Genomic DNA, 17,128 nt, shown 5'->3' on the forward strand with positions numbered 1-17,128 from the left:
ACGTGAAATGGACGGATAGAGAATGAACGCTCCAGCCAAAACGGAAGAATTTTCGGCGAAAATCCCCGATGGCGTTTACGCCGAAACGGTACTTTCGGTCGAGCACTATACCGATCACCTGTTCCGTTTTCGTATGACGCGTCCTGCCGGCTTCCGTTTTCGTTCAGGTGAATTCGCCATGATCGGCCTGATGGTTGGCGATAAGCCTGTCTATCGTGCCTACTCTATCGCCAGCCCCGCTTGGGATGAGGAACTTGAGTTCTTTTCCATCAAGGTGCCGGATGGCCCTTTGACCTCACATTTGCAGCAGATCAAGCCCGGCGACACCGTGCTGATGCGCAAGAAGCCGACAGGCACGCTGGTGCTGGATGCTCTGACGCCGGGCAAGCGCCTCTATATGTTTTCGACAGGAACGGGGATCGCGCCCTTCGCCAGCTTGATCCGTGATCCCGAAACCTATGAAAAGTTCGAGGAGGTCATCCTCACCCACACGTGCCGTGACGTGGCAGAGCTGAAATACGGCTTCGATCTCGTCGAAGAAATCAAGAACCATGAGTTCCTCAGCGAGTTGGTCGGCGATAAACTGAAGCATTATGCAACGGTCACGCGCGAAGACTACGCTTTCACGGGTCGCATCACTGACCTTATCGAGAATGGCAAGCTGTTTGCGGATCTCGGTGTGCCGTCGTTCGACCCCGCAATTGATCGTGGAATGATCTGCGGATCGTCCGCCATGCTGAAGGATACAAAGACACTTCTGGAGCAGGCAGGCCTGAATGAAGGGGCGAACAACAAGCCTGCGGAGTTCGTTATCGAACGCGCATTTGTTGGCTGATCATTCATCTCTGAACTGAAAAAAGGAAGCCCACGGCTTCCTTTTTTGTATCAAACCTTTGCTTTAGCTTCTTCCTGGCTGGGCGCTATATCGTGTCTGAAGATCAGGAAGAGAACGATCGCGATGGCTGCAATACCGCCCCCAACAAGGTGGGATAGCGCGTAACCGCCGGCCGTGGTCAACCAGCCGGCTACACCGTTGCTGAGGGAAGCGCCGATGCCTTGTACGGTCATAACGCTGGCGAGCCCGACGTTGAAGCGTCCGGTACCCTTCAAGATGCGTTCAACGGCAATCGGGGTCGCGATGCCGAGAAGACCGGCTCCAATACCGTCTAGCAATTGAACAGGATAGATGACCCAGAAATCGCTGAAGGATGCTGCGAGCACGCCACGGATGGGTAGAGCTGATAGCGCGATGATGAACACCGCCGAAAGCCCGAAACGACGGATAAGCCAAGGGGTGAGCGCCGCCACGAAGATCATGGCAAATTGTGCGACACCGGTGATGATCGCGGTGGTGCGGAAGGGTGTGTTGAGCTCGATCGCGAAGTTTTGCGCGATCAGCCGTCCCATGGGTGCATTACCGAAGTGGAAAATCAGAAGGATAATGGACAACAAGATCAGTCCACGCTCCTTGAAGAGGACCTTGAAGCCGGATGGTCCCGGCTCGCCTTTATCATGGCCCAGGCCGCGCGCCACCTTATGGTCGATGCGTTTGGGATCGATGGCCACAACGGCGGCGAGGGCGCCGATGGCGGTTGCGACCATAAGACCGATCACGCCGGAAATGCCGAAAGCGGTGACAGCGAAGTAGGTCGCAAACAGCGAGACAAAATTACCGCCGTGGTTCCAGAACTCGTTGCGCGAAATCTGCTGGGAGAACAACCGTTCGCCAACCAGACCCAATGTTAAACCGGCAAGAGCCGGACCGACAACGGCACCAACGACTGCCGTCATGATCTGCCCGGTCCAGACCACGGCCTCATTCGTAAAGATGAGCGTGATCAACGCACCGAGCGTCACCAGCACCACCGGCACGGCAATCAGTGTCCGTTTCCACGTCGATCCATCGACAAGAGCGCCACAGAGCGGCGTGGCAGCGAGCCCGATGAGGCCACCGACCGTGGCGATGACGCCCAGTTGCATCGCTGACCATCCATTGGTCGCAAGAAATGCATCCAGAAACGGTCCAAGCCCGTCACGGGCGTCCGCAAGGAAAAAGTTGAGGGCGGCGAGCGCGAAAATCGAGCGGTCTGAAAGGCCCGTGTTCTGGGAACCTCCGGAGGAGCGTCCGCTTTCGGCGAGAGGCGTTGTCAGCGTTGTCATGAAGGGCTTTCCGAAAGGGATGAGACGAAGCTGGCGAGAAACGCGTGGAACAGGTTTAGGTTGCTTATGAAGTATAACGACAGATGCAAAGGAACCATCATTGCGGTGGGGCGTTCGATTTTCACAAACAAGGAAAACGCGCATGAACGCCAAACTGATTTCCATCGTCGCACTCGCGGCAGGGCTGGCAGCATCCCCGGCATTGGCTGACGAGAGCCAGTTTCTTTCTTCACTGAAAGGAAGCTGGAAGGGGTCCGGTACTGTCACGATGAAAATAGGCTCGAAACCCATCAACGTCACTTGCACCTTCGACTCAACCGCCTCGGGTCCGACCCTGCGAATGAACGGAACATGCCGCGGACTGTTGGTGGTCCGCCGTGCAATTTCCGCCGACTTGCGTGCGTCGGGTACGCGCTACCGGGGCAACTATGTCGGTCCATCCGGAATACCTTCAGCACTTTCTGGCAGCCGTAGCGGCAACTCCGTCAATCTCTCGGTCGCCTGGAAGCGTGTCATCAATGGGGACCGGGTCGCAGCAATGACGATTACGAAAGTTGGCAACAACGGCTTGCGTTTGCGCACCACCGACAGGGATGGCGCTGGCGGACCAACGGTTGTTACAGCTGATATTCAGCTAACCCGTTAATGATAAGCATTTTCCTTATAGTGAAAAGGCCCGGATCGCTCCGGGCCTTTTTGTGTTCGTTCGCTTTTTATTCCGCAGCTTCCGCATACTCGCTCATCGGCGGGCATGTGCAGATGAGGTTGCGGTCGCCGTAGACGTTGTCGACGCGGTTGACCGGTGACCAATATTTGTCCACCCGGAACGCACCCGGTGGGTAGCAGGCCTGTTCGCGTGAGTAGGGACGATCCCACTCGCCGACCAGATCTTCCACGGTGTGAGGCGCGTTCTTCAGCGGATTGTTGGTCTTGTCGGACCGGCCTTCCTCGATGTCGCGGGCTTCCTGACGGATAGCGAGCATCGCGTCGCAAAAGCGGTCGAGTTCGGCCTTTGGCTCGGACTCGGTCGGCTCGATCATCAGCGTACCGGCTACAGGCCAGCTCATCGTCGGGGCGTGGAAGCCGCAGTCGATCAAGCGCTTGGCAACATCGTCCACCGTCACGCCACAGCTGTCGTTCAGTGGACGGGTGTCGATGATGCATTCATGTGCCACGCGTCCGGCCTCGGACTTGTAAAGCACATCGTAAGCACCCTTCAGCCGTGCCGCGATGTAGTTGGCGTTCAGGATCGCGACCTTGGTCGCCTGCGTCAAACCTTCGCCGCCCATCATCAGGCAGTAGCTCCAGGAGATCGGCAGGATCGAGGGTGAGCCGAACGGTGCTGCCGAGACCGCACCTGAACGCCCATCGCTGGCCGGGTGGCCGGGCAGGTAAGGCGCCAGATGCGCCTTGACGCCGATTGGGCCCATACCGGGACCGCCGCCGCCGTGCGGAATGCAGAAGGTCTTGTGCAAGTTGAGGTGCGAAACGTCGGAGCCGATATCGCCCGGACGGGACAGGCCGACCATAGCGTTCATGTTGGCACCGTCGAGATAGACCTGGCCGCCATGCGCGTGCGTGATATCGCAAATTTCCCGGACCGTCTCTTCAAACACGCCGTGGGTCGATGGATACGTGATCATGCAGCACGAGAGGTTGTCTGCGTACTGCTTTGCTTTTTCACGGAAATCATCGATATCGATATCGCCGTTTTCACGCACTTTCACCGGGATGACGCGCATTCCCACCATTTGCGCCGAGGCAGGGTTTGTGCCGTGTGCGGATGTCGGGATAAGGCAGAGATCACGATGCGCATCACCCCGTGCGAGGTGGTAGTTGCGAATGGTCAGGAGACCCGCATACTCGCCCTGCGCACCGGAATTCGGCTGCATGGAGAAAGCGTCGTAACCGGTGACTTCGCACAGCTTGGCAGAGAGATCGTCGATCATCTCCTTGTAGCCCAGCGCCTGATCGGCTGGTACGAAGGGATGAATATCGGAAAATTCCGGCCATGTGATCGGCAGCATTTCGGCTGTCGCGTTCAGTTTCATGGTGCAGGAACCGAGCGGGATCATGGAGCGATCAAGCGCCAGATCGCGGTCCGAGAGACGGCGGATGTAACGGGTCATCTCGCTCTCGGCGCGGTTCATGTGGAAGATCGGATGCGTCATGTACTGGCTGGTGCGCAACAAATCTTTCGGCAGGCGGTACTCCGGTTCGAAATCCGAGATCGAGAAATGACCGCCAAAGGCACGCCAGACGGCTTCGAGCGTCGCCGGGCGTGTGCGCTCATCGAGACTCATGCCGATCTTGGTTGCGCCGATCTTGCGAAGGTTCACTCCACCTGAAACAGCCGCGCCCAGGATAACGCCCTGCATGTGGCCAACATCGACGGTAATGGTGTCGAAGAATGTCTCAGGCTCGATCACGTAGCCCAGCTTTTCGAGCCCCTTTGCCATCAGCACGGCTTTCTGGTGGGTCTGCTGAGCAATGGCCTTGATGCCTTGCGGGCCGTGGAATACGCCATACATCGAGGCCATGACGGCGAGAAGCACCTGCGCGGTGCAAATGTTGGACGTGGCTTTCTCGCGGCGGATGTGCTGCTCGCGTGTCTGGAGCGACAGGCGGTAGGCACGGTTGCCGCGCGCATCGACGGATACACCGACAAGACGACCAGGCATGGATCGCTTGATCGCATCCTTGACGGCCATGAAGGCTGCGTGTGGGCCACCGTAACCGACGGGAACACCGAAACGCTGAGAGGAGCCAATGGCGATGTCAGCCTTCATTTCGCCGGGCGATTTCAGAAGCGTCAGCGCCAGAAGATCGGTGGCCACGGCCGCAATCGCACCGGTCTGGTGCAAGCGCGAGATCAGGCCCGTGAAATTATTCACGTGGCCATGCGTTCCGGGATATTGGAACAGCGCACCGAAAACATCGACAGGGTCGAGATCGGTGAAGGGATTGCCGACAATGACGTTCCAGCCCAGTGGCGCGGCACGCGTTTGGATGAGCGCAATGGTTTGCGGATGGCAGTTGGCGTCCACGAAGAAGGCCGTCGCCTTGGACTTCGCCACGCGCTGGCACATGGCCATGGCTTCGGCAGCAGCCGTTGCTTCATCGAGGAGCGAGGCGTTGGCGACATCCAGACCCGTCAGATCGGAAATCATGGTCTGGAAGTTCAACAGCGCCTCAAGACGGCCTTGAGAAATTTCCGGCTGGTACGGCGTATACGCGGTGTACCAGGCCGGATTTTCCAGAATGTTGCGCTGGATGACGGGCGGCGTGATGGTGCCGTAATAGCCCTGACCGATGAGCGAAGTCAGGACCTTGTTCTTGTTGGCGGTTTCGCGAAGACGATCCAGCGCCTCGCGTTCCGTCAGCGCAGTGCCCCAGGCGAGCGGCGTCTTCTGGCGAATGGAGGAGGGTACGGTCGCATCGATGAGCGCATCCAGGCTGTTATAGCCGATGACCTTCAGCATATCCGTCATTTCCGACGGTGACGGCCCGATATGACGCCGGTTGGCGAAGTCATAGGGCTGATAATCGGTGAAATGGAACTCTGTGGGAGTCGTCATTACGCAATAAGCTCCTTATAGGCCGCTTCATCCAGCAGCGCATCGGCGTCGGACGCGTTGGCAAGCTTGAGCTTGAAGAACCAGCCCGCACCCTGCGGATCGGAGTTGACCAGCGACGGGTCGTCGACGATGGACTGATTGATCTCGGTGATTTCGCCGTCAAGCGGACAATAGACGTCCGATGCTGCCTTGACGCTTTCAACCGTTGCGGCATCTCCATCCTTGGAGAAGGTTGCGCCGACTTCCGGCAATTCCACGAAGACCAGATCGCCCAACTGTTCTGCGGCGTGGGTGGTGATGCCAACAATTGCGACATCGCCTTCAATCTTCAGCCACTCGTGTTCTTGAGTAAATTTCAGCATTGGTCTCTCCGGAAACTAGCGTTTGTACGTGGGTGTAATGAAGGGCAGGGCAGCAACGGCCACTGGCAGATACTTGCCGCGAACTTCCGCGAAAATAGCCGTGCCAGGTGTCGCGAATTCTTTTGGCACGTAACCCATGGCGACAGGGCCTTCGACCGTCGGGCCGAAACCCCCCGATGTGACTTCGCCGATTTCAGTCTTGCCTTCTGCGTCGGCAAACAGCTTGGCGTGGCCGCGCACGGGCGCCTTACCTTCCGGCTTCAGGCCTACGCGGCGGCGGGTCGTGCCGTTTGCCAGCTCACCCAAAATTCGATTTGCACCAGGAAAACCGCCCTCGCGATCACCTCCTGTCCGACGCGACTTCTGTATCGCCCAGTCAAGCGAGGCTTCGATCGGCGAGGTCGTGGTATCGATATCATTGCCGTAAAGGCAGAGACCAGCCTCGAGACGCAGGCTGTCGCGAGCACCAAGGCCAATGGCTTCACAGTCAGGGTGTGCAAGCAGCGCGTTCGCAACCTCTTCGGCCTTGTCGGATGGAACAGAAATTTCAAAACCGTCTTCGCCGGAATATCCGGACCGGGAGACGATGCAGGGAACGTCATGCAGCGGAATTTCACGCACATCCATGAATTTCATGGCGGACACGCCCGTCCAAAGTTCGACCAGAACAGCCTCGGCACGGGGACCCTGGAGAGCAATCAAAGCGCGGTCATCGAGCAGTGTGATATCGCAGCTATCGGAAAGATGCGCTGTCATATGCGCAACGTCCGCGTCCTTGCAGGCGGCGTTTACGACGACGAAAAGATGATCGCCACGGTTGGTGATCATCAGGTCGTCCAGAATGCCACCATTGTCATCGGTGAAGAAGCCATAGCGCTGACGGCCTTCTTTCAGAGTGAGGATATCGACGGGAACCAGCTTTTCGAGTGCCAGCGCTGCGTCTTCAACCTTCCCTGACTTTGCCCTCACGATAACCTGACCCATGTGGGATACGTCGAACAGCCCGGCGGATGTGCGGGTGTGCAGGTGCTCCTTCATGACCCCGGCAGGGTAATGCAGAGGCATATCATAACCTGCGAAAGGCACCATGCGCGCGCCAAGAGACATATGAAGGGAATGCAGTGGTGTGACTTGTAACTCGGCTGTATCGGCCAAGGACGCCTCCAGGGTTACGCGATGTCGCGCGGGCTCATGTCAAGACACCGTTGAAAGTGCCGGGTTCAAGAGCCCCCTCTGTCCTTGTCGCCTGAGATTGTTATCCCTTCGGCGAGCCGTCCTTGTGCAGGTGGCTTCTCTCCAGAGTTCCGTCCTTTTCCGCTGGTCCTTTTGCCTGAGAGTTTCCGGGGCGGTTGCTCCTTCGGCCCCGCATTGAAGCGGTGTCTCCCAGCGGGATAGACCTTCATTATCTGCTAAGCCAGTTTCTTGGCAAGGACCAAATGACGCAGCCAAGCAGTTTTTTGTTCCGCTTGCGCCATCCCTGACACGAGACGGCGGCACGTCGCCTGCGCTTTTCGCGAAGGCAGCTAACCGGCTTTTTTCTCCGGCAGCTTTTTGTGCTTGGTAGACGCCAAATCCTCAAGTTCCTTTTCTGTCATGGACTTAGCCATGGTTTTTGAAGCACCTTGTAAGCGTGATTTTGGCATGTCGCCGCGTTTGGCGGCAAGTGCGGCCCCGGCTGCTTTCTGTTGGGCTTTGGACTTTGCGGGCATGATGATCTGTTCCTCAGGGTTTTCGAATGGTGGGGAAACGTGTCTTTGAATGCGGTGGTTCCCATCGCGCGCAATTGCGCTTTGATTTACGACAAAAACCGAGATATCGCTTCGTGTCATGAGAGCCTCGATGAGCAAGCAACTGGTATCGGCGACAACGATTCTGCGCATCTTTTGCGCCACGCTGATGCTGTCGCTGGGTTTTGCTCACAGGCCGGTCGAGGCTTTGGCGGCTCCTGCGCGTGCTTTCGATGAAGCCTACCGTTTTCCCGACGGAAGTTTTGCCGAGATTTGCGAAGCGCATGCAGATGTCGATGCGCCTCATAAAACCAGGAAGTCGGATCACTCAGGCATGCCGTCGCTCTTTTGCGACGCCTGCCGTCTGGCGTCCTCCATTCTTCTCCCAACACCGGACGCGACGTCCTGGGTGAGGGCGCATTTCGCGTGGCTGGACAATCGCCCTACGCCTTACATGTCGCCATCGCAGAGTGTCGATGACCACCGCCCCAGAGCCAGGGCACCGCCTGTTCCTCTTTGATCCTGATAATAACTTTTGCCTGAAACGATGATTGCCGCGCTCCAGGAGCCGCAATCGAGAGGATTCAAAGATGAATATTCGTCACATTTCGCTGTACACCGCTTTGCTGACATCCGCTTCTGCCCTGCCGGCGCTCGCTCACACCAGCTTCGTCAACACCACAGCCGCACAGGAAAGCACCATCGTCGCCGCCCTTCAGGTTCCGCATGGCTGCGAGAGTGGCCTTGCCACCACAGAGGTGCACATCAAGCTTCCGGAGGGCTTCATTTCGGCGAAACCACAACCCAAGGCAGGTTGGGACATCGAGGTCATGCAAGGCGATTACCAGAAGAGTTACATGAACCACGGCACCGAGGTTAAAAGCGGACCGGTGGAAATTCGCTGGAAGGGCGGCGATTTGCCGGATGCCTATTACGATACCTTCAATGTGCAGGGGAAGATTTCCGGCGTCGATGCGGATACCAACCTGCCATTCAAGGTGACGCAGGTGTGCGGGAAGCAGGGAACAGCACGCTGGGATGAGATTGCCGCAAACGGCCAGGACCCGCATGCGCTCAAAAACCCGGCACCCACCATTCACATCGTCGCCCAGCAATCTTCAGGCATGGAGCATGACCACAGCTCGGCTGCCCCAGATCACGGCGCCATGGAAGCGATGGAGGATGTCGTCAAAGTCGGAGATTTGGAAATCTCTGATGCGATGAGCAAGGCCATGCTTCCCGGGCAGCCGGTCGGCGGCGGTTTCGTTACGATCAAGAATGATGGTTCTGTTGATGATCGTCTGGTTTCGGTGGCGTCGCCACTCGCCGGTCGTGCCGAAATTCATGAAATGGCGATGGTCAATGATGTCATGAAAATGCGCAAACTGGATGCCGGTATCGCCATTCCCGCTGGCAAAACGGTTCAGCTGACGCCGGGGGGCCTGCATTTCATGTTCTTTAATGTCAGCAAACCCTTCGCCGAGGGCGATAAGGTACCGGTAACACTGACGTTCGAAAAGGCCGGGAGGGTCGATGTGATGATGAACGTCGGCTCAGCCAGGGGTGGCCAGGAAAAGCATCAGCACAACTGATCAGAAAGAGCTGCCGGGGAGAGATCTCGACCCGGCAGCCAATCTTGTAGACGAAATCGCTCAGATATCTGCGCGACCCTTGTTTTCCTCATAGGCTTCGATGACTTCCTCAAGAGTAACCTGCGGGTTCTGATGTTGTCCGGCGGTCAGAAAATGCGCCGACATTGCGGATGGCATGACGACGGCGTTCATCACATTGATGTCAGTCTCGTCCCTCTGACCCGTCTTGCGCGTGAGCTCGCGAACGGCCTGCTCGACCTCCGCCTTTCTCGACGGACGCTGGACAGACTTGATGCTATCAGCCACATATCCGGCGGTGGTCGCTGAGACTGTCAAAACTTGCACCATGCGATCACCCTCCTGATCTTGAATTGTACCACGTTATCAGCGGCGAATTTATTCTCAATTAAATCCATCGGTTGTATTTGAGGCGTGTCTTCATGAATTCGTCAATGGATTTTTTATGACGTTTGGGATGTTGGGTATTTTCTCTTTCCTGATCTTTGTCGTAGACATCGTTTCGGCTTTCATTGTTGTCCGTTCCTGCTGGAGAACCCCATGCTCAACATTGCCCTTGTGGCTTTCGGAGGCGCAATCGGCTCGGTTGCCCGTTATCTCGTTGGCGTTTGGAGTGTGCGTCTCGCTGGCCCGAATTTCCCTTGGGGTACGATGACCGTCAACATCGTTGGTGCGTTCCTGATCGGCCTCCTGGTCGAGGTGGTGGCCCGCCGCTTTGACGCTTCGGCCGAAATCCGGGTGTTTGTCGTCACGGGTGTCCTTGGCGGCTTCACGACCTGGTCGTCCTTCACGCTGGATGCGGTGGCGCTTTTCGAGCGTGGAGACGTCGGGCAGGCGGCGCTTTATCTCGCGGGAAGTCTCACCCTTTCTTTCACCGCCATCTTTGCCGGGCTGGCCTTGGGACGCAGTTTGTTCTAAAGGCAACACAAATGCCGCACATCAACGATGCGGCGCCCAATAAAAGAAAGACTAGAATCGTCATGGCAGGTATCGAGCACATCAAGGTTGAAGCCGAAGAGTCCGGCATGCGGCTCGATCGCTGGTTCAAGATTCACTACCCTGGCCTCGGCTTTGGTCCGCTGCAAAAGCTGATGCGCTCCGGTCAGGTTCGTGTCGATGGCGGACGGGTTAAGACCGATGCACGCGTGGAAGCCGGACAGATGGTTCGGGTTCCGCCACTGGATGTCGATTCAAAGGTCAAGGGCGGGCCGATCAGTTCGACCGATCTCAAGAACTCCGACGATGTCGATCTGTTGAAACGCATGTTGCTGCATGAAGACGAAAAGGTCTTCGTGTTCAACAAACCCGCTGGCATTGCCGTGCAAGGCGGTTCTGGCATCAATCGCCACATCGATGGATTGCTGGAGGCCTGGACGAGCTCCAAGGGCGAAAAGCCGCGTTTGGTTCACCGCATCGACCGCGATACATCAGGCGTTCTGGTCGTGGCTCGCACCAGAGGTGCCGCGCAAAAGCTGACCGCCGCGTTCCGCGAGCGCGACACCAAGAAGACGTACTGGTCGCTGGTCAAAGGCGTGCCGCGCAAGCATCAGGACAAGCTTTCGACCTGGCTTGTCAAGGAGCAAACGCCGGATGGTGACCGTATGCGCATTGCAAAGCATGGTGAGGAGGGCGCCGACCACGCCATATCCTACTATCGCGTCATCGATACCGCTGCGCAAAACCTCGCATGGCTGGAAATGGAACCCTATACGGGCCGCACCCACCAACTGCGCGTTCACGCGCTTCACATGGGCCATCCGATTATCGGCGATCCAAAATATTACGTCGAAGACACCAACTGGGATTTCCCCGGCGGTGTCCAGAAACGCCTGCATCTGCATGCGCGAAAGATTGACATTCCTCATCCCTCTGGTGGACGCCTGCGCGTAACGGCGCCCCTACCACCGCACATGGTTCAGACCTGGAACCTGCTGGGTCTCGACGTGGCCGATGGCGACAGGGACGACGAATGAAACTCGTTCTTTTCGATTGCGATGGCACGCTGGTCGATAGCGCCGGACTGATCCATGAGGTCATGGCCCGCACCTTCGTCCATTTCGGTTATGATCGACCTGACGTCTCGCTGACGAAATCCATCATCGGTCTGACGCTGGATATCGCCATTGCCCGCATGCAGGGAAAGCCGCATGTGGATGACGAAGCCGTCGCGATGACCGCGCATTATAAGGCGATCTATGCCGAAACGCGCGCAGAGGCGGGCTTTGAAGAGCCAGTGTTTGAAGGCATCCATGCCATGGTCGATGTGCTGGCAAAACGTGACGAACTGTTGATGGGCGCGGTCACGGGAAAGTCTCGTCGCGGCCTGAACCTCATTATGGACACGCACGGTTTCCGTCAGCATTTCATCGTCTCGCGCACGGCAGACGATTGCCCTTCCAAGCCGCATCCGGCCATGGTGACGGAATGTTGCGGCCAGACGGGCATCGTTCCGACAGATACCATTGTTATCGGCGATGCGATTTACGATATGCAGATGGCGAAGGCCGCCGGCGCCAAGGCTATTGGCGTTTCGTGGGGCTACGCATCCGTCGATGATCTCTGGAAAGCGGGTGCTGACGCCATCGTCAACCACCCCAATGAAATTCCCGGTCACATTCCGGGTTGATGAGGACGTATCATGCGTGACCTGTTGAATGATTTGACAGAGGGTCTAAGCCATCCGGACCCCATTCGCCGCTCGCAAATCCAGATGCAGAAGCCTTTGCCAAAGCGTTTCTACAAGCATGTGACCGTGGGTGAAACGGAGGAGGGTGGCTTTACCGTTCTGCTCGACGGCAAGACGATGCGCACTCCCGCGAAAAGCGTGCTGACTGTGCCGACGCGCGCGCTTGCGCAGTTGCTGAGAGATGAATGGGATGCGCAGGTCGAGGTCGTTGACCCGACGATCATGCCGGTTTCCCGTCATATCAACACCGCCATCGATGGCATCGCCAGCGATCCGCAGGCGGTGTTCGAGGATATCCTGCGCTTTTCGTCCAGCGATCTTCTTTGCTACAGGGCAGGCGAGCCGCAGGCTTTGGTCGAACGCCAGTCGGAGCAGTGGGACCCCATCATTGACTGGGCCGCCAACACGCTTGGAGCACGGTTCATTCTGGTCGAAGGCGTCATGCATCAGGACCAGCCGCGCGAAGCGATCGCCGCGTTTGCCGTGACGGTGAGGAAATACGATACTCCGATCGAGCTTGCGGCGCTCCACACCATGACGACGCTGACCGGCTCTGCTCTTCTGGCGCTTGCCTTGGCTGAGGGTGAACGCAGCGTAGAAGAGATTTGGGCACTGGCCCATCTGGATGAAAACTGGACGGCCGAGCAATGGGGCGAAGACGACGACGCTCAGGTCAGAACCGCAAAGCGGTTTGTAGAGATGCGCGCCGCCGTTGACGTCCTGCATGCTGCCAGGGCAAACCACGCTTGAGGTTTTAACGGTTTTCTAACCGTAAATGATGATGATGGACGCAGAGCCTGACGTAGGGGGAGGCGTCTATCATGCATCATTCGCTGAAGCGCCTTTGCGTTCTTTTACCCATGTCGCTCGCCCTCATGTCCTTCCGGCTTGAGCCCGAGGCGCGTGATGCAGACCGCTTGCTCTACGATGTCCGTGGCGCGTTCGTGGCTGCCAGACCCGACATTTCGGCCGAGCTGATGCAGTCGATCCAGTATGAGATATCCAACGCCATCGATTCTACCACGCGCGATAAAACCCGCCCGCGTGTTGTTCTGACCATTCGTCTCTTGAACGTTTCCAATGCGTCGCTGATGTTCGGAGAGCGCGCGTCTGCTCGTGTTGTCGTGCGTGCCGCCGCCGTGCAGACCGGCGAGGTCATTGCAGAAACAAAGTTTACCGCCACCATTCTTGGCATCGATAGATCCTTTATCCAGCGTGAACTTGCACATGGCATTGCCGAGCGGGTGATCACCGAGTTTCGTCTGAACCACCCATCTGCTGTCACGACGGCCTTGTTTCCGAGCCGTTTTTAATTCACCGTCACAATCTTTGTATAGGCAATGGTTGAAACGGCTGACGGAGGATAAGGTGAAGTTTATCGGTATCATTGGTTTGACGTTCTCTGTCCTCATGCCCTTCAGCCTTCACGCAGACGAAAACCGCATCGACAGGGTTAGACCGGACGCGCCGCTTCTCGCTCCCTACGGCACGTTTCCCGTCGGCGTCCGCAGCCTCAAGGTTGTCAATCCAAAGCAGATCGATATCGTTCATAGAGAGCCCGGCAAGGAGCCTCCGCGCTATGACCGTCCGCTGCAGCTGGAAGTCTGGTACCCGGCCGATCATGCCGATGGCGGCGGCACATACAGCGTTCTGTTGCGCGACGGAGAGACATCGGTATCCCTCACGGGTCGCGCCAAGCGTGACGCAGAGCCACGCAAGGCGAATGGCGAAAAATTCCCGCTGATTATTATGTCGCATGGTTATCCGGGCAACCGCTTCCTCATGAGCCCGATTGCAGAAAATCTTGCCAGCAAAGGATATGTCGTTGCGTCGATCGACCATACTGACAGCACCTATGACGACCAGAAGGCTTTCGGCAGCACGCTTGTCAACCGCCCGCTCGATCAGCGCTTCGTTCTCGATGAAATCGGGAGACTGTCCACTGACAAAAACAGCTTTCTGTCAGGTGTGGTCGACGTCAACAATACGGGGTTGATCGGCTATTCCATGGGTGGGTATGGCGCCGTGGTGACGGCTGGTGCGGGTGTGTCGGCGACGGCGGTGGGCGCTGACTGGAGCGCGAAGGATGGCGCACTGGCTATTCACCAGGCAGGAACCAAAGAGCACCAAGCCCTCTTCGATCCGCGCTTCAAAGCCATCATCGCCATCGCGCCGTGGGGCATGCAGCGTGGTATGTGGGACGACAAGGGATTGGCTGAAATCAAGGTGCCGATCTTTTTCATGGCAGGCAGCGCCGACGATGTCTCCGACTATCAAAAGGGAATCCGCAAGATATTCGAAGGCAAGATGCCGGTCGACCGCTATCTCCTGACCTTTGCTGAGGCCAACCACAATGCTGCCGCCACCATGCCAGCACCTGCGGAAAGCTGGGCAATGAACGAGAAACTCGGCTTTGCGCCGTTCGAGCACTATGCCGATCCCGTATGGGACACGGTACGCATGAACAACATTGCGCAGCACTTTGCCACCGCATGGTTCGACATTAAGCTTAAGAACGACGAGACAAAAGCGCGCTACCTCGACCTCGTCGAGCAGTCCGACGATGGGGTGTGGGCCGCCAACAAGGATGGTAGCCTGAAACCCGAACATACCTATTGGGCTGGTTTCGCCAACCGCACCGCCAAGGGCTTGCGACTGGAACATCGCAAGCCGGACTGATCTTTTGGCGGCGCCAACAATCAACCCAGGCGTTCGGCATGCCACTTCAGGTGATCGTCCATGAAGGTGGAGATGAAATAATAGGAGTGGTCGTAGCGATCATGCATCCGCAGCGTCAGACCAATGTCCGTATCTTTGATTGCTTCCTCAAACAGCCAGGGACGCAGGCCTGATTCCAGGAAGTTGTCGGCCTTGCCCTGATCGATCAGAAACTCCGGGAAACGAGCGCCATCTTCCACCAGCGAGCAGGCATCGTACTGACGCCATGCGGCCCGGTCTTCTCCGAGATATTTCTCGAAGGCAGGTGCGGACCAATCGGCAGACGAAGGGGCCACGATGGGCGCGAAGGCCGAACAACTCTTGAAACGGTCAGGGTTTTTCAAGGCAATCGTCATAGCGCCATGGCCACCCATGGAGTGTCCGAAGATGCCTTGGCGGGTCATGTCTACCCGGAACTGCTGAGAGATGAGGGCAGGGAGCTCTCGTGTGATGTAGCTGTACATCTGGTAGTGATCGGCCCAGGGCTTTTCAGTCGCGTCGAGATAAAACCCGGCGCCCTTGCCCATCTGCCAGTTGGTGAGTTCATCTGCGACGTCATTGCCACGCGGGCTAGTATCGGGGCAGACCACGATCAGTCCGAGCTCCGACGCCATGCGCCTGTATTCCCCCTTGTCCATCACATTGGCATGGGTGCAGGTCAGGCCAGACAAATACCAGAGAACAGGGCAGGGCGCCTCGATCGCTTTTGGCGGGACAAAAACTGCAAACGTCATCTCGCAGTTATTGACCTCCGAATCATGTGTGAAAACGCCCTGCATGCCGCCAAATGCGGTGTTTTGAGAGATGATTTTCATGGTTATTCCTATTCTGGGTGAGCAGATTACGTCGCGAGCGACACCGCGGCATTGACGGCCGCCGCGACCAGCACGGTGTTGAAGAAGAAGGACACGATAGAATGCAAAAGCACGACCTTGCGCATCGATGTGGTCGTCACTGAGACATCCGATGTCTGCGCCGTCATGCCGATGACAATGGAGAAATACAGGAATTCATAAATGCTTGGCTCTTCTGTCTGGGGGAAGTCCATGCCACCGTGCGTTTGCTGTCTGCCGGTGGCCTTCGTCGGACGCCAGAACACGTGGGCATAATGCATCGCGGTCATGGTGTGTATCGTCAACCAACCGAAAACGACGGACAGAAAAGCCAGAGTGAGCGACCAGACCGTTTCACCACTCGTATGATTGAGCGCGCTGAAAAGAGACACGACCGCTACACTTACGGCCAGAAAGGTGATCGCGATGATCAGAATGGCGGGCAGGTCGTCGCTATCGGCATGCGCCTTCAAATGACTTGCGGTGAGGCGAGGGAGCCGGAACAAAATGATCACCAGATATGTCAGGAAGAAGACGACGGCAGCACCCTCAACCGCCAGGGAGGGCTCGGCGATGAGTGAGCCGATCAAGACCAGCGCAGCCAGAAATATCGCGATCAGAAAAGGACGATGGCGGTAAAAATTGCTGACCCGGGGCTGGGTGGCTTTCATGATGGTGCTCCGATCCACTGCCTATCTTTTGACGCGGCGGCAGAGGCGGTCAAGCGTTTCAAGAAACTGCGAGCGGTCGCGCGGAGAGAATGCAGCGTTATAGCCCTTGCTTTCACCTGTCTCACGTAAATGTGCGCCCAAATCTCGCATCGCAGTCGCCATGCCGATATTGGTCTTGTCAAAGACTCGACCCGTTGGCCCGGTGACCTGCGCGCCGTTGGCAACGCAGCGTCCAGCCAACGGAACGTCGGCGGTGATGACGATATCGTCGTCGCCAGCGCGCTCTGCAATCCAGTCGTCCGCCGCATCGAAAGAACTTGAGACAATCACATTCTTGACCATGGGATCACGGGAAGGTCGCAAACCCGAGTTGGCCACGAACGTCACCTCCAGTCCATGCCGCTCCGCAACTTTCAAAATCTCGGCCTTCACAGGGCAAGCATCGGCATCGACATAGATTTGCGGCATCGTTCTCTTCTTACGCTTAATCTTCAGATCGCTTTTAGAAGGACTGGCCAAAATACCCAAGAGCTATTTGCGGCGGTTGATGGCACTCATTCGAAAATGGAAAATGGAAGCCGCAGCTTCGTGGGGCGCCGGCCAGCCCGTGAGGCGTGTGACACGGGCTCCGACAATCAGCTCTAGACTTAACCTGCGGGCCGGGTTGCAGCGGAAGGAGCGGGGCATGGACGTCGCTTTTTTGCCTTTGGCCTTATCAATTCCCGGGGAACACAGGGTCGCTCGTTGACAGAGAGAGTTTTCTCACAGCTTGACAATTAAACG

General features: G+C 57.3%; 19 protein-coding genes and 1 riboswitch. Of the genes, 10 read left to right on the top strand and 9 right to left on the bottom strand.

Annotation, left to right across the window (positions count from 1 at the left end):
- Positions 1–22 precede the first annotated feature (22 nt).
- Entirely contained in the window at positions 23–835 is an 813-nt protein-coding gene (locus tag GGQ73_RS14115) for a ferredoxin--NADP reductase (protein ID WP_183896847.1), read from the top strand.
- 50 nt (positions 836–885) lie between these two features.
- On the opposite strand, the gene GGQ73_RS14120 is transcribed toward GGQ73_RS14115, so the two are convergent.
- Positions 886–2,160 (bottom strand): MFS transporter, encoded by a 1,275-nt coding sequence (locus tag GGQ73_RS14120; protein ID WP_183896848.1) that lies wholly within the window; start codon positions 2,158–2,160, stop codon positions 886–888.
- Positions 2,161–2,302: 142 nt separating this feature from the next.
- On the opposite strand from GGQ73_RS14120, the gene GGQ73_RS14125 reads away from it, so the two are divergent.
- On the top strand, positions 2,303–2,806 hold the full coding sequence (locus tag GGQ73_RS14125; protein ID WP_174153218.1) for a hypothetical protein: 504 nt from the start codon (positions 2,303–2,305) through the stop codon (positions 2,804–2,806).
- 67 nt (positions 2,807–2,873) lie between these two features.
- Here GGQ73_RS14125 and gcvP read toward each other — a convergent pair whose 3' ends face one another.
- The 4 genes from gcvP to GGQ73_RS14145 form a co-directional block, all read right to left on the bottom strand.
- A complete protein-coding gene (gene gcvP / locus GGQ73_RS14130; protein ID WP_183896849.1) occupies positions 2,874–5,738 on the bottom strand; it encodes an aminomethyl-transferring glycine dehydrogenase in 2,865 nt (954 codons plus the stop codon).
- Positions 5,738–6,100, bottom strand: a complete 363-nt coding sequence (gene gcvH, locus GGQ73_RS14135; protein ID WP_174153220.1) for a glycine cleavage system protein GcvH — start codon at positions 6,098–6,100, stop codon at positions 5,738–5,740. Before gcvH ends, gcvP begins: the two co-directional genes overlap by 1 nt.
- 15 nt (positions 6,101–6,115) lie before the next feature.
- Positions 6,116–7,255 (bottom strand): glycine cleavage system aminomethyltransferase GcvT, encoded by a 1,140-nt coding sequence (gcvT, locus tag GGQ73_RS14140; protein WP_183896850.1) that lies wholly within the window; start codon positions 7,253–7,255, stop codon positions 6,116–6,118.
- 153 nt (positions 7,256–7,408) lie between these two features.
- Positions 7,409–7,496, bottom strand: a riboswitch (glycine riboswitch).
- A 127-nt stretch (positions 7,497–7,623) separates the two neighbouring features.
- Entirely contained in the window at positions 7,624–7,809 is a 186-nt protein-coding gene (locus GGQ73_RS14145; RefSeq protein ID WP_174153251.1) for a DUF3008 family protein, read from the bottom strand.
- A 130-nt stretch (positions 7,810–7,939) separates the two neighbouring features.
- Between GGQ73_RS14145 and GGQ73_RS14150 the strand changes: the two genes are divergently transcribed.
- Entirely contained in the window at positions 7,940–8,347 is a 408-nt protein-coding gene (locus GGQ73_RS14150) for a hypothetical protein (RefSeq protein ID WP_183896851.1), read from the top strand.
- A gap of 70 nt (positions 8,348–8,417) precedes the next feature.
- Complete coding sequence (locus GGQ73_RS14155) at positions 8,418–9,419, top strand: copper chaperone PCu(A)C (RefSeq protein WP_183896852.1); 1,002 nt, start codon at positions 8,418–8,420, stop codon at positions 9,417–9,419.
- Positions 9,420–9,479: 60 nt separating this feature from the next.
- On the opposite strand, the gene GGQ73_RS14160 is transcribed toward GGQ73_RS14155, so the two are convergent.
- Positions 9,480–9,767: a hypothetical protein gene (locus GGQ73_RS14160; RefSeq protein ID WP_183896853.1), complete on the bottom strand. Its 288-nt coding sequence runs from the start codon at positions 9,765–9,767 to the stop codon at positions 9,480–9,482.
- A gap of 210 nt (positions 9,768–9,977) precedes the next feature.
- On the opposite strand from GGQ73_RS14160, the gene crcB reads away from it, so the two are divergent.
- The 6 genes from crcB to GGQ73_RS14190 all read left to right on the top strand — a co-directional run bounded on the left by crcB (position 9,978) and on the right by GGQ73_RS14190 (position 14,802).
- Positions 9,978–10,355 (top strand): fluoride efflux transporter CrcB, encoded by a 378-nt coding sequence (crcB, locus tag GGQ73_RS14165; RefSeq protein ID WP_183896854.1) that lies wholly within the window; start codon positions 9,978–9,980, stop codon positions 10,353–10,355.
- Between the two features lie 62 nt (positions 10,356–10,417).
- Positions 10,418–11,410, top strand: a complete 993-nt coding sequence (locus GGQ73_RS14170; protein ID WP_174153252.1) for an RluA family pseudouridine synthase — start codon at positions 10,418–10,420, stop codon at positions 11,408–11,410.
- The gene (locus GGQ73_RS14175) at positions 11,407–12,063 is read left to right on the top strand and encodes an HAD-IA family hydrolase (protein WP_183896855.1); all 657 of its coding nucleotides are present in this window, start codon (positions 11,407–11,409) and stop codon (positions 12,061–12,063) included. Before GGQ73_RS14170 ends, GGQ73_RS14175 begins: the two co-directional genes overlap by 4 nt.
- A 12-nt stretch (positions 12,064–12,075) precedes the next feature.
- Positions 12,076–12,873 (top strand): ATP12 family chaperone protein, encoded by a 798-nt coding sequence (locus GGQ73_RS14180; RefSeq protein WP_183896856.1) that lies wholly within the window; start codon positions 12,076–12,078, stop codon positions 12,871–12,873.
- A gap of 71 nt (positions 12,874–12,944) precedes the next feature.
- Positions 12,945–13,436, top strand: coding sequence for a hypothetical protein (locus GGQ73_RS14185; protein ID WP_183896857.1), 492 nt, complete (start codon positions 12,945–12,947; stop codon positions 13,434–13,436).
- Between the two features lie 55 nt (positions 13,437–13,491).
- Positions 13,492–14,802, top strand: a complete 1,311-nt coding sequence (locus GGQ73_RS14190) for an alpha/beta hydrolase family protein (protein WP_210290128.1) — start codon at positions 13,492–13,494, stop codon at positions 14,800–14,802.
- 20 nt (positions 14,803–14,822) lie between these two features.
- Here GGQ73_RS14190 and fghA read toward each other — a convergent pair whose 3' ends face one another.
- From fghA to GGQ73_RS14205, 3 genes are read right to left on the bottom strand one after another with little or no spacing between them, the layout of a single operon-like run.
- Complete coding sequence (fghA, locus tag GGQ73_RS14195; protein ID WP_183896858.1) at positions 14,823–15,656, bottom strand: S-formylglutathione hydrolase; 834 nt, start codon at positions 15,654–15,656, stop codon at positions 14,823–14,825.
- 26 nt (positions 15,657–15,682) lie between these two features.
- Complete coding sequence (locus tag GGQ73_RS14200) at positions 15,683–16,345, bottom strand: DUF1345 domain-containing protein (RefSeq protein ID WP_183896859.1); 663 nt, start codon at positions 16,343–16,345, stop codon at positions 15,683–15,685.
- Between the two features lie 21 nt (positions 16,346–16,366).
- Positions 16,367–16,813: a YaiI/YqxD family protein gene (locus tag GGQ73_RS14205; protein WP_183896860.1), complete on the bottom strand. Its 447-nt coding sequence runs from the start codon at positions 16,811–16,813 to the stop codon at positions 16,367–16,369.
- Positions 16,814–17,128: the final 315 nt, after the last annotated feature.

Source organism: Rhizobium skierniewicense, assembly GCF_014196515.1.
Taxonomy (GTDB): Bacteria; Pseudomonadota; Alphaproteobacteria; order Rhizobiales; family Rhizobiaceae; genus Agrobacterium; species Agrobacterium skierniewicense.